Source organism: Halocatena marina (genome assembly GCF_023276375.1).
GTDB classification, from domain to species: domain Archaea; phylum Halobacteriota; class Halobacteria; order Halobacteriales; family Haloarculaceae; genus Halocatena; species Halocatena marina.
Genome location: NZ_JALLPK010000001.1, coordinates 32,677 through 45,340, shown reverse-complemented (window position 1 = coordinate 45,340; position 12,664 = coordinate 32,677). Strand labels below are relative to the sequence as shown.

General features: G+C 55.5%; 12 protein-coding genes, 2 tRNA genes and 1 pseudogene. 9 read left to right on the top strand and 6 right to left on the bottom strand.

What is annotated here, in order from left to right:
- The first annotated feature begins 119 nt into the window (after positions 1 to 119).
- Both MW898_RS00240 and MW898_RS00235 read left to right on the top strand, forming a co-directional pair.
- Complete coding sequence (locus MW898_RS00240) at positions 120 to 974, top strand: HpcH/HpaI aldolase/citrate lyase family protein (protein WP_248903480.1); 855 nt, start codon at positions 120 to 122, stop codon at positions 972 to 974.
- 141 nt (positions 975 to 1,115) lie between these two features.
- Positions 1,116 to 2,384, top strand: coding sequence for a Glu/Leu/Phe/Val family dehydrogenase (locus MW898_RS00235; RefSeq protein WP_248903479.1), 1,269 nt, complete (start codon positions 1,116 to 1,118; stop codon positions 2,382 to 2,384).
- A gap of 86 nt (positions 2,385 to 2,470) precedes the next feature.
- Here the strand turns inward: MW898_RS00235 and hmgB are convergent, their stop codons facing one another.
- The 3 genes and pseudogenes from hmgB to tatA all read right to left on the bottom strand — a co-directional run.
- Positions 2,471 to 3,808, bottom strand: a complete 1,338-nt coding sequence (gene hmgB, locus MW898_RS00230; RefSeq protein ID WP_248903478.1) for a hydroxymethylglutaryl-CoA synthase — start codon at positions 3,806 to 3,808, stop codon at positions 2,471 to 2,473.
- Positions 3,809 to 3,900: 92 nt separating this feature from the next.
- Positions 3,901 to 3,973: transfer RNA gene (locus MW898_RS00225), tRNA-Arg, on the bottom strand.
- A 404-nt stretch (positions 3,974 to 4,377) separates the two neighbouring features.
- Positions 4,378 to 4,567 (bottom strand): annotated as a pseudogene (tatA, locus tag MW898_RS26155) (twin-arginine translocase TatA/TatE family subunit); the annotation flags it as partial.
- Between the two features lie 121 nt (positions 4,568 to 4,688).
- Here tatA and MW898_RS00215 point away from each other — a divergent pair.
- The 4 genes from MW898_RS00215 (at position 4,689) to crcB (ending at position 7,061) form a co-directional block, all read left to right on the top strand.
- Positions 4,689 to 5,162, top strand: coding sequence for a redoxin domain-containing protein (locus MW898_RS00215; protein ID WP_248903477.1), 474 nt, complete (start codon positions 4,689 to 4,691; stop codon positions 5,160 to 5,162).
- Positions 5,163 to 5,244: 82 nt separating this feature from the next.
- Positions 5,245 to 6,051 carry an HD domain-containing protein gene (locus MW898_RS00210; RefSeq protein ID WP_248903476.1) on the top strand — a complete coding sequence of 269 codons (807 nt, stop codon included), beginning with the start codon at positions 5,245 to 5,247 and terminating at the stop codon, positions 6,049 to 6,051.
- Positions 6,052 to 6,313: 262 nt separating this feature from the next.
- On the top strand, positions 6,314 to 6,697 hold the full coding sequence (locus tag MW898_RS00205; protein ID WP_248903475.1) for a fluoride efflux transporter FluC: 384 nt from the start codon (positions 6,314 to 6,316) through the stop codon (positions 6,695 to 6,697).
- Between the two features lies 1 nt (position 6,698).
- Positions 6,699 to 7,061: a fluoride efflux transporter CrcB gene (crcB, locus tag MW898_RS00200; protein ID WP_248903474.1), complete on the top strand. Its 363-nt coding sequence runs from the start codon at positions 6,699 to 6,701 to the stop codon at positions 7,059 to 7,061.
- Positions 7,062 to 7,094: 33 nt separating this feature from the next.
- On the opposite strand, the gene MW898_RS25920 is transcribed toward crcB, so the two are convergent.
- The gene (locus MW898_RS25920) at positions 7,095 to 7,748 is read right to left on the bottom strand and encodes a helix-turn-helix domain-containing protein (protein ID WP_248903473.1); all 654 of its coding nucleotides are present in this window, start codon (positions 7,746 to 7,748) and stop codon (positions 7,095 to 7,097) included.
- A gap of 77 nt (positions 7,749 to 7,825) precedes the next feature.
- Between MW898_RS25920 and MW898_RS00190 the strand changes: the two genes are divergently transcribed.
- Together MW898_RS00190 and MW898_RS00185 are read left to right on the top strand one after the other, a co-directional pair.
- Positions 7,826 to 9,238 carry a cytochrome P450 gene (locus MW898_RS00190; RefSeq protein WP_248903471.1) on the top strand — a complete coding sequence of 471 codons (1,413 nt, stop codon included), beginning with the start codon at positions 7,826 to 7,828 and terminating at the stop codon, positions 9,236 to 9,238.
- Between the two features lie 100 nt (positions 9,239 to 9,338).
- Positions 9,339 to 10,721 (top strand): MFS transporter, encoded by a 1,383-nt coding sequence (locus MW898_RS00185; RefSeq protein WP_248903470.1) that lies wholly within the window; start codon positions 9,339 to 9,341, stop codon positions 10,719 to 10,721.
- An 80-nt stretch (positions 10,722 to 10,801) separates the two neighbouring features.
- On the opposite strand, the gene MW898_RS00180 is transcribed toward MW898_RS00185, so the two are convergent.
- Both MW898_RS00180 and MW898_RS00175 read right to left on the bottom strand, forming a co-directional pair.
- A tRNA-Gly gene (locus MW898_RS00180) sits at positions 10,802 to 10,872 on the bottom strand.
- 160 nt (positions 10,873 to 11,032) lie between these two features.
- Positions 11,033 to 11,662, bottom strand: coding sequence for a class I SAM-dependent methyltransferase (locus MW898_RS00175; protein ID WP_248903468.1), 630 nt, complete (start codon positions 11,660 to 11,662; stop codon positions 11,033 to 11,035).
- A 110-nt stretch (positions 11,663 to 11,772) separates the two neighbouring features.
- Here MW898_RS00175 and MW898_RS00170 point away from each other — a divergent pair, with 110 nt between their 5' ends.
- A complete protein-coding gene (locus MW898_RS00170) occupies positions 11,773 to 12,660 on the top strand; it encodes a DUF7537 family lipoprotein (protein ID WP_248903467.1) in 888 nt (295 codons plus the stop codon).
- Positions 12,661 to 12,664: the final 4 nt, after the last annotated feature.

The window sequence follows — 12,664 nt, the reverse complement described above, 5'->3', positions numbered from 1 at the left end:
CACGCACGCTCTCGTTTGTAGATCGCGTGCACGAGCTCGCGTCTTTCGAATCGCCAGAGTCCACTCTTCTCGATATCTTCCCGGCGGGATTCAAGACACTCCCACGATATAGCGGTATCATGGCAGGAACGTCATCGCAACCTCGATCACGACCGCGACCGCGACGAAGCGTGCTGTTCTCTCCGGGTGATCAGCCAACACTCATGCGGAAGGCACCTCGAACGGGCGCTGACGTTGTGGTGTTCGATCTCGAAGACGCCGTTGCGCCGACGAATAAACAGGCTGGCCGGGAAGCAGTTGCCGAGGTACTGACCGATCCAGCGTTCGATCCAGACTGTGAGGTTTGTGTGCGCGTGGCTGGACACGATGATCTCGCGTTTCTCGCTGACGACTCGGCCCGTCTCGACAGCACAATGCTCCCGAAGACCGAATCCGCTGCGGACGTGAACGACTTCTCGGCGCTTCTCACAGAACGAGATGTTGATGTTCCTGTACTCGCGCTCTGTGAGACTGCTGCTGGCGTGCTCCACGCCGAAGAGATCGCCGCTGCCTCCGCAACGACTGCGATCGCGTTCGGCGCAGAAGATCTCTCGGCAGACATCGGTGCGAATCGAACGGAGGACGGAACAGAAGTCCTCTACGCCCGCGAGCACGTCGTTCTCGCGGCGAGTGCAGCCGGTGTGGACGCTATCGATACTGTCTTTACTGATATCGGAGACACCGATCGACTCGCTGATGAGACCGCCTTCGCCCGTGATCTCGGCTACGATGGGAAGATGGCGATCCATCCGGAACAGGTTCCGGTGATAAACGACGCGTTCACGCCGACTGACGAGCAGATCGAGTGGGCGCGGCGAGTACTCGCTGCACGTGACGAACACGATGGCGGTGTCTTTCGTGTCGATGATGAAATGATCGATGCGCCGCTTATTTCTCGCGCAAAGAACATCCTCGAACGCATCGACTACGAGTAAATCACTGGTGAATAATATTATGATATAGTGTACCAAGGATGTTGTGCATTACCATGTTAACGTTCGCTAAATCATGTAACTATTGGTACCAGAGTTTGTGACCTCCGACACGCTTAACATCTGACTTACCCACGTGAGAATATGCCTGCAGAGGCGAATCCCTTTTCGAGTCTCCAAGAGCAATTAGACCTCGCGTCGGCGTACATGGATGACATGGACGTTCCCAACGGGGTTTTTGAGCGTCTGAAGCATCCTGAGCGCGTTCTAGAGGCGAACCTGACAGTCGAGATGGACGACGGTCGGCTAGAAGTGTTCAAGGCATTTCGATCGCAGTTCAATGGTGATCGAGGACCGTACAAGGGTGGTATCCGCTATCACCCGAACGTATCCCGGGACGAAGTGAAAGCACTCTCGGGATGGATGGTTTACAAATGTGCGGTCGTAGACATTCCGTACGGCGGTGGGAAAGGTGGAATCGTCATCGATCCACAGGAGTATTCCACAGCGGAGTTAGAGCGTATCACGCGTTCGTTTGCAAAGGAACTCCGTCCTTTCATCGGTGAAGACCGCGACATACCGGCACCGGACGTGAACACCGGCCAGCGAGAGATGAACTGGATCAAAAACACGTACGAGACGCTCGAAAACACGACCGAACCGGGCGTTATTACCGGGAAAGCCCTCGATAGCGGTGGTAGTGCAGGACGTGTCGAGGCGACTGGTCGTTCGACAATGCTCACGGCCCGTGAGGCGTTTTCGTATCTGGATCGAGAGATGAACGGAGCAACCGTCGCCGTGCAGGGGTACGGCAACGCGGGATCGATTGCCGCCCAACTCCTGCAGGACGAACTCGGCGCGACTATCGTCGCCGTGTCTGATTCCAGTGGTGCCATCTACAATCCGGATGGGATCGATGCAGACGCAGCTAAGGACCGTAAATACAAGACCGGATCAGTCACGGATTACGAGGGAGCAACCGAAGAGATCACGAACGAGGAGCTACTGACGCTCGATGTCGATCTCCTCGTGCCTGCGGCGCTCGAAAACGCGATCGACGCCGAGATCGCCCTCGACGTGCAAGCAGATGTGATCGCAGAGGCAGCGAACGGTCCGATCACCCCCGATGCGGACGATCTCCTCTCGGAGCGAGACGTCGTGGTCCTTCCGGATATTCTCACCAACGCTGGTGGCGTTACTGTCTCATACTTCGAGTGGGTACAAAACCGCCAGCGCTTCTACTGGACCGAAGAGCGTGTCAACAACGAACTTGAACGAGTCATCACTGAAGCGTTCGACAGCCTCGTCTCTGCATACGAGGACAGAGATCTTCCAACCTTCCGAACCGCTGCTTACGTCGTCGCTATCGAACGTGTCGCAAGCGCGTTCGAGCAGGCTGGAAGTTGGCCGTGAATCACGGTCTCTGAACTACCGCTACGATTCGCTGACCCATCCTATCATTGGAGGGCTAATCTGCTTATATGACTTTAATTTTACAATTAGACGAATTTGTACTTTCGCTCTCCCATCCGACCCCAGCCGTCGAAGACAAACTCATCTGACGGTGTCGTGAACTCTTCGACATCCTCGGATTTGATGTCGTGATTGTGGATGTCGTGAATACGCTCGTACTCTTCGAAGGTGATGTCGTGGCGTGCATCGAGATGTTCATCGATGTCGAACGCAGCGATTTCCTCCTTCCACCCATCCTGAACGGTTTCCGTGTGGATCTCCGCCTGTGCGCCACTTCCGTATGATGCAACAAGCAGACGGTCTCCGGTCAGCTCGCGGTCCTGTTCGAGTGCGTGTTTGAGTGCGCTTGCACGCGCGACGTGAACCGATCCAGTGTACCAGTTGCCGACGTATCGCGATATATTGAGCGTCGGTTCGATTACTTGTTCGTACCACTCCTGATAGCGCGTTGTCTCCTTCAGCGCGTCTGTGTATTCGCTCACAGCGTCCAGATACGTTTGGTCGTCATCGAACGCCTCTGGCCGGGGCTGACGGCCAATCTCGGCGGCGAGTTCCTCTTCGACACCGGTGTCACGAATCACGTGCCGGTATCCCAACAGCCCGGCTTTCCTGACCATCCCCGGGAACGGGGTGTGGAAGGGGATAAAGGCGAAATCGTCCGGGTGAGTGTCACCCGCGACAGACTCATAATCCTGAAGCGCTTCCCGCATTCGGGAGAGATACACCTGCACGCTGCGTTTTCCGTCCACACTCGGGAACTGCTGATTCGGCTTCAAGAAATCCGTTTCGTCAGCGCTTCCGTATCCCTGTTCAGGGCTCAGTTCGACGAGCGATGGGTCTTCACTGATGAGCATCGCCACGGCTCCAGCACCTTGTGTCGCTTCTCCCGCGTCACCACGAGCATAGAGAGCCGTGTCCGTTGCGATGACGAGCGCCGACCGACCACGGTGACGACCCGCACGAATCCAGTTGTACGCATCATCGAGGCTCTGTGTTCCTGCAATGCAGGCGAACTTCCGCTCACCTTTGTTAGCGTGGTGGAACGTCGTCTCGAAAACTTGCTCTAAGCAGCCTGCAATATACGTCGAGACTGGCTTTGAATTGTCGAATGCGCTTTCTGTTGCAACATCAATCCGCCCGATATCGGCCGGCGTGCGGCCCGTTCGTTTCATCAATCGATGGGCCGCGTTTGCTCCCATCGTAACGATGTCTTCGTACGAGTCCGGGAATGAACTCGTATACAATCCGAGACCCTTCCGATACTTATCCGGGTCATCACCCATCTCTGGAGCAAACGTTTCTCCAAGATCAAGACACAACTTACCAGTATGAATTTCGATCGCGTCGATGCCGACACCAACCATGACGGTCGAATGGTTCGTCTACTATAAGTTTTTGACGAAATTATGTTCGTCATTTGTCGATATATTATGAAAATTAACGACGATAGCGAAAGCGGGCGTGACGGGATTCGAACCCGCGATCTAGAGGTTAGGAACCTCTCGCCCTGTCCACTAGGCCACACGCCCCGGCAAGAAATTCGCTGGGAGAAGAAAAACGGTTACGAATAGACGTGCACCCTGTTGACGATAAGTGTAGTCTGTTCATCATTTATCGAAAGCGAGAGCACCCCGTCTCGGTGGGCACACTTTGTAGCCAAGGACGATTAGTTCACCGCGCAGCGTAATACGCTATCGTCGGTCGCGTTCTCTACTCGTCGCGGGGGAACCCCAATCATTGCCACCCGATTGCTGGCGCTGATTCTGAGATCGTTGGGGTTCGTTCTGTGGACGACGTCCCTGGTTTTGGTTTTGATTTTGATTTGGCGGCTGGTTCTGATTCGGCGGTTGGTTTTGGCCCTGTGAATGCTGGGGCTGATTCTGCTCGAACTCGCTCTGTTCGAACGAATCGCCGCTGTCACCGACCGAATCATCTCGAATCTCGCTGAGTTCCTCCTCGATTTCTTCACGTCCTTTCTTGAACTCTCCCATGGCTTGCCCGCTGGAGCGTGCCAGTTTCGGAAGCTTGTTTGCTCCGAACAGCAGGACCACAATGAGCAGGATAACGATCATTTCCGGCCCACCGGGGAGGCCCGGGAACAGGGGTACGAAGCTGGTTGGCATCTCTACCAGAGGGTTATGAACTCCAGACTATAGGCCTTTTGCTCGGCGGAGTTGGGTTTCCGGTTGCGCGCCAAGTAGATCTGCTAGAGATATTTACCTCCATCACCTGTAGCCAAGCGCGATGCCTGACTCTGGCGACACTGCACCTGATTTCACTGCACCGCTCGCAAACGGAGATGTCGACTCGTTTACCCTCTCTGACGCACTCGAAGACGGACCTGTCGTTCTCGCGTTTTTCCCTGGGGCGTTCACGAGCGTTTGTTCCCACGAGATGTCCGCCTTCGACGACCGGCTCGATGAATTCACCGACGCTGGCGTGCGCGTATACGGGGTAAGCGTTGACTCGCCGTTTGCACAGAACGCCTTCCGAGACGAACTCGGTCTAAACTTCGATCTCGTCAGTGACTCGAACAGCGAGCTAATCGACCAATACGACGTTTCGATGGACTTCGAACAGCTCGGCGTATACAACGTGGCCAAGCGGTCTGTCTTCGTAATCGATACAGACGGTGAGGTCACCTACAAGTGGGTCAGCGACGACCCTGGTGTCGAACCCGACTACGACGAAGTCGCAGAGGCTGCACAGGCGGCTTAAGTCACTGATCGAAGACACTTCGATCACTAGATATCAGTTGGTGAAAACGAATTTTTTTCGCGCTGGCGACCGCAGACGGAGTATGGAAGCCGACCTGCGGGACAACGGTGGCCGTACGTACGACCCGGACGCGGACCACTCGTTCCCCGATAAACGAGTGAACGCGATACTCGATTACGTCGACGACGACGAAGAGATATCGGCCTACCTCGAAGCGCAGAACGTCAACCCAGTCACTCGAAAGGGATACAACGACCACGGAAAAAAGCATATCAGCATCGTCCGCAATCGTGCGCTCTGTCTGTACGATCTCCTGAAAGCGGGCGGCGTCGAGTTCAACGGCGCGAGACAGCATGATCTCGACGAGGCCGACGAAGCGGTTATCATCGCGCTCGCTGCTGTGCTCCACGACATCGGACACGTCGTCCACCGCGATAGACATCCATACTACTCCATCCCGCTTGCTGCCGATATTCTCGATCGTGTGTTGGGTGAGTTTTACGAAATCCCTGAACTCGTCCGAATGAAAGGCGAAATTCTGCACGCGATCCTCTGTCACCATACCGAAGAACAACCGCTCACCGTCGAAGCAGGCGTCTTGCGAGTCGCCGATGCGCTTGACATGGAACGTGGCCGATCGCGTATGCCCTATAATCAGGGCGGCCGTGGCATCGATACCCTTTCGAGTCAAGCTATCGCACAAGTGGCGCTCCTCGAAGGAGACGAGTATCCTGTCCTCGTCGAGATCACGATGACCGACGCTGCTGGCGTCTATCAGGTAGACGAGCTCCTGAAAGCGAAGCTTAATGAATCACGTATCGAAGAATACATTCGAATTATCGCCATGAATACCCGCGAAGACGCGCTTCTCGAACGTATCGAACTGTAACTGCAGTCTGTGGTGAAATAACCTACAGCTCGAAGCTCGATGCTCGAATATTCGGAGACAGTCACAAGCCACCGGGGAGCTTGCTACGGCATGGTCAGTATTATTCAACAGAAATTCCGAATGCGAACTGTCAAGAGCGTACTGCGTACGTCGTCGATTGATTTCAGTGCACATATCAATACGTAAGCTAGACGACTCATACGAGTGACAGAGACTGTCTCGTCCAATCTCCGAAGACATCTATTGATGGTTCTCTCCATACATGTCAGATGAGCATTTTTTGATTCGGCTGGAACCCGTTGTACTCGTCGGAATTGGTGGATTCGCGGGATCGAATTTGCGATATTTCGTCGCGGGGTTACTACCGGGGCCACCGGGAACGCTCGTTGCCAACGCAGTCGGTAGTTTCGTGCTCGGATTCATTCTGTACGAAGCGATGTACAGCGGGCTCCTATCGAGCAAGACGCACTGGGTCGCCGCGACAGGATTTCTCTCTTCGTTTACCACATACAGCACGTTCGCACTCCAGACAGCACTCGTTTCTGCACCGATTTTGATGCTCGCCAACGTCCTCGCTAACTACGCCCTCGGATTCGGTGCTGTCCTCCTCGGACGAGAATTCGCACGGATAGTTGAGGTGCAGTAGCGTGACGACGATCGAACCCGCACACATCGTGGGAACTGGCGGTGCACTCGGTGCACTCTTGCGGTATGCCGTCAGTGAATGGATCGATACCGAGAGATTTCCTGCTGGAACGCTCATCGTGAACGTCGTCGGGAGCTTCGTGCTGGCGATCCTCACATTGACCAGTGCGAGCGAGCAACTGTTGTTGCTCCTCGGAACCGGCGCGTGTGGGTCGTTCACGACGTTTTCCTCGTTTTCGTACGAGACGATACGTCTCTGGGAGTCAGATGATCGAACCCACGCAGTGCTCAATGCCGTTGGGAATCTCACTGGAGCCGGCGTGGCGATCGGATTCGCGTGGATACTCGTCCACTTCGTTTGGTGACTGTGAGTGTGACCTGATGGCATTGTGGGACTATCAGTTGCCCAGAGCAGCGTTTACGAGCGTTCGCTCTCCTTTCCGGAGCAGTGTCGAGGCGGCACTTTCTGAGCAGTCGAGCTCCGATGCAACGTCACTGAGGGCAGTCTTGCGCGGTACTTCATAATAGCCAAGATCACGCGCAACTGTTAGAGCCTCGAACTGACGATGAGTGAGTCGACCTGCAAGCGATGCAATCGAGTGGCGATGTTCGCCGACACGCGTGACATTCACCGTGATCTCGTCTGGAACGCGATTCATAGTCCGACTGAGTGCCTCCTCGTCACCAAGGATCGTTAGCTGAAGCGTTCCATCGTCTGTGTAAACGATAGGAGGGACGAGGATTGCACGACGATCGATAGCAGACCAGAGCCTCCGGTCGACCGCGCGAACATCCATCTCGGCGTAGATGTAGAACGTATCGTCATCGACGACAGTGAAGTCGGACCGATGGACAACGTCGAGATCGTCGACCGCCGTCTGGATGGGATCCATTTCACCGATAACGAGCGACAGAAAGCAAACTACATCGGTTTCCTCGTGAATCTGCCACGAAAGCAGCTCCTCGCGTACCACCGCAGCTGTCGATACGGACGCTGGCACGGGCAGTTGCATCGATTCGGGAAGTCCCAGAACGAGGTCGATCGATCGCACAGTACGACTGTTTTTACTTAAAAAAGTTCAGTGTTTCGCGGCAATACCGACGGGCTATCATCGTCAATGCACGATTGATGAACGATACGACAGACTGCACGACGGAGTGGACCGATGAAGGGGACGGGAGGCGTTGTGAGGAGAGAAAAGCGAGTGACCGATCGAATGGCACGCACCCGCCCGGCCCGAAGGTCCTTCCGGTGGTCGGTAATACGATTGCCTTTCTTCGAGACGGTTTAGAATTTTCAGCATCACTTCACGAATACGGTGATGTTGTCGCGTACAACGCGATTGGGAGAACGTTTGTCGTCGTCTACGATCCGGAACTGATCGAGTCGGTTCTGGTTTCGCGCAACGATGTCTTCTGGAAGGGACAGATCGAAATGGAGTTTGGGGACGTGTTCGCCTCAAACGGTATCGCGTTCGCCGAAGGAGAGCAGTGGCAGCGCCAGCGCTCTGGCCTCCAACCTGTGTTCACCCCCAACCGCATCCGAACGTACGCAGATACAATCGTGGCTGAAACCGCAGCCACCGCGGACTCGTGGGAGAAGGAAGGTACGATCGACCTTCGAAAAGCGTGCTCGAAACTCACGCTCTCAATTCTTGCGTCCACTGTGTTCAATATCGATCTCGATGGACACCGCCGCGGTACCGTCGTTCGAAACGCTGTCGATGCTATCGCAGATCGAGTGGACATTACCGGAGCAATGACACTGATCCCGGAGTGGGCACCACGGACGCCAACCGAGCGACGATTCGATCGCGCGATGGCTGATCTAGACGAGCTTATCGAGACGTTGATTGCTGAACGAGACGATAGGCCTGATGCGCACGACGACCTTTTGGCAGTACTGTTGGATACCGATTTTGGGGATGCGATGGACAAGTCGATGGTACGAGATCAGCTCGTCACCTTCTTATTCGCCGGTCACGAGACGACAGCACTCGCACTCACGTACGCGCTCTGGCTGCTCTCGGATCACCCGGCTACTCGGAGGCGCCTCGAACGGGAACTGAACGCGGTATGCGGTAGCTCCCGTCCGACAGCCACCGACCTTGACTCGCTCGACTATACCGAACACGTCATCAAAGAGACGCTCAGGCTCTATCCTCCTGTTTACATCATTTATCGTCAGCCGCGCCAGCAAACCACACTCGGTGGGTATCGAATCTCTTCCGATGCGACGCTGCAGCTTGCAACGTACGATGTCCAACGAGATCCACGCTGGTGGGACGATCCCAATTCGTTCACTCCCGAGCGCTGGACAGAGACCACCAGTCGTCCTGAATACGCATATCTCCCGTTCGGCGGTGGACCGCGCCACTGCATTGGGATGCGGTTTGCGATGACTGAACTGAAACTCGCACTCGCGACGCTTACACAGCGTGCCAAACTCGATCGCGTAACCGAATCCATCGATCCATCACCATCCGTGCTGCTCGACCCAGGACGAGTGAATATGCGCGTTCATCCACGTGACAACCGATAAAGATAAAAACTGAGATACATCTCGAGCACGCGGATGATACAGGAAAGCTATGACATAAAATGGTGGCAAGGACGGGCTGTGCGTCGATCGCATTCATTTGATGGTCACCTCCATTCTTTCCGGAATTGACGGGTTTAAAGGGATCTCTATCGAAATTTCGTGTGTTGTGTCTCGCGGCTCACTATCACTGCTCAGAAATCGTGAGTTCCTCGCGTTATCGGGAACTGCGTTCGCCCGTGCGCAGGCGTACTCAACGATCCTCATCGCACTCGCGCTGTACGCCGATCAGTTCGGTACGACGAGCAGCGTTGAGGGATTGTTTGGGACGTCGATCGCGATCGCACAGCTCGTCATCGTTCTTCCACTTGGGCGATACATAGACACCCACAACGCAAAACGGGTGCTCGTCGTCGGGTTGTTAATCAATGTCCTCGTGTTCATTGGCTACGGGCAGGTCGGATCAGTCGCAGATGTCCTCCTTATACGCGTTTTTCAGGGATTCGGTGCGAGCATCCTCTGGATTACTGGATCGGCAGTCGTCGGAAGCGTCTCTCCGGATGATGAGCGAGGGCAGTGGCTCGGGACGTACAATCAGGTAGGGGCGTTCTCCTCGCTTGCGGGCGATGTCATCGGTGGGATGCTCCTCACGGTATATGGCTTTCAGGAGACCTACGCCGTCCTGACCGCAATCACGCTCCTCGCTACCGTTGGGGCGTTCTTGTTCATCCGCGATAACCCCGGAGGGAAGAAAGACCCCGAACAGGCAACCGGCTTAGAGACGTTTCGGAAACTTCTCGACCGGTCGGCAATCCGCGCACTCGTCGTCTTTCGCCTCGGCCTCTCGTTCGGAAAGATGGCGATCATCATTTTCGTCCCGATCTACGCCCGGACGGCGTTTGGAATGGCACCAGTCCTCGTTGGCGGTATTCTCGCTGGTGGAAAACTCACGAAGGCACTGACGCAGGGGATCGTTGGCGGCTACACGGATCGGGTTGGGCACAAACACTACTTCGTCATTAGCGGGGCGCTCATCTACGCGCTCGGGACGGCGATGATTCCGCTTGCTGGCTACGCTGACCTCATTGCCGATCCCGTTTCAATTGCCCCGGCTGCACTCGTCCCGTTCGCACTTCCGGAAGGCACCTCCAGCATCACCCTCGTGCCGGCGTTTTTCGTTCTCTTCGTGGCATACGGTATCTGCGGAATCGCCGATAGTATCCGGCTCCCAGCCAGCATGGCGCTGTTCGTCGAGGAAGGCGAGCACTTCGATGCAGTCGCCGGGAGCCTCTCTCTGCGTTCAATTGCGTGGAAAATCGGGCAAGTTCTCGGTCCGGTTACCGTCGGCGTCATCTGGGACGCGACGAGCGTTTCTGTCGCGTTTCTCACCGCGGCGGGATTCATCGTGGTCGCCACGCTCACGTTCGTAGCGATGTATCACGTCGAACCGGCCCCAGAAGTACAACCGAGTGTGGCCGACGACTGACGAATCGTCTTTGTACAGTACGTACGCTCCGTCTGTCTATATTACTAAAACTGAATGTGTGCGGAGAAGGTGTATGGGTATGCACCGACCGGGAGTTGAACCCGGGCTATGGGCTTGGAAGGCCCATGTCCTGCCGCTAGACCACCGGTGCTTTCCGGCAACGCTTTCATCGCATCCACGCGTTTCGAGTCGTGAATCGTGAGTCCATCAACGCGTAGATCGATTCACGCTGGCTGTGTCTGCGACTGAGGAGGCGGCCACTAATAAGTATGATCATCGACAGTCGTCAGACCAGCCAGTGCGTTGGCTTCCTACTGGTTGTTCGTTTCGACGACGGCATAGCAGTTCCCTTCGCTGACGAACACCTCTTCGACAGTGAGTGCGCTGTCACGAACGTCTGCCTCGAACTCGTCTGGATCGTAGATGTGGTAGAATCGTTCGACGATTTCGCCGTCGGGGAGCGTCCAGTCGACTGTCGTGTCGAATCCGTCTGTCGCATCGAACGTGCGGTGTTCGGTGCTCCACGCGCTCACGAGGGCTCGACCGGTCGGTGTAAGCACGCGGCTGAGTTCGTCGAGGCTCTGTCTCCGTAACGCGCGCGATGGAAGGTGATGAATCGTTGCGATGTAGACCGCGAGATCGACGCGCTCCGATCGAATGGGGAGTTCGGCCGCATCGGCTTGCACCAGAGCAGCCTGACGTTCGGTGCGATCACGGGCTTCTTCGAGCACATGTCGACTCAAATCGGCACAGACGACTGTTTCGGCTCGTTCTGCGAGCAGTTGGGCGTGACGCCCGTTCCCACAGCCGAGATCGAGCGCGACCGACCGATCAGATTCACTCTCGATGAACTGTTCGACATCGGGCCACGCGTACGCCCGGGTCTGAGCGAAGTGTTCCGCGATACGATCGTAGGTCTCGCGCACGTCCCGACGGCTCATGACCGATCATACGGGTGAACTGTGATGAGTGTGCGGATTCACGTCTCTGAACAATTCATCAAACAGGAAATATGAACGATTAAATATCCAGTCCGTTCATAATCGGAAAGATGTCTCGATTGGCCCTCCGCTTCGTGGTACTCCTCGCAGTCGTTCTCGCTGGCTGTAACGGTCTCCCCGCTGGATCATCGGACAATTCAACGATTACTCCGGCGGACGTACCGACCGATTCGACAATAGAGACCTCGAGCGGACAGCTTGCACCGGGCGTGTTTCCCGTCGGGGTTGATGCGAGCACGTTGGCACACGCCCACGCCCGCGCGCTCAACTCGACGACGTTCACGATTCAAACGAATCGAACGTATCGCTATCCCAACGGTACCGTGAGAGAATGGATTTCGAGTGAAACAATCGTTGAGAGCGTCTCTTCACCTCAGTTCAAAATATACTCTCGCACCAATTTTTCACCGTCGTTCAGGGACGATAGTGAAACGAGAATGGTCACGTACGAACAATGGTACACGGCTGATCACTGGTATCAGCGGCAGATATTCGCCAACAATACGACGACTTATCGGGCGAACCCGCCAAGTCCCGTCGATTCGTTCCAGTGGAGCAGGGGATGGATGATCGAAAACACGCTCACTGATGTCGAAGCACAAGTGACCCCCCACGATCGAAACGGCTCGACCTACTACCGGATCGAGGGGCCGGTTTCTTCGGAGTACGCCGTTTCATCATCCGACAACCAGAATAACGCAACCCAATGGCTTCTCGTCGATTCAAATGGGCTCGTTCACGAACACCACATGAATACGACACTCTCGGGGCCGAACGTGACGACACAGCGGATACATCTCTCCACTTCGTACAACGATATTCATTCAGCGACTATCCCACGACCATCGTGGGTCGATACGGCTCGCAAACGAACTAACGCCATGAATCAGACAGAATCAGACGACAAGCGCAACTCAACGAGAACGACATCGCAGTAGGACG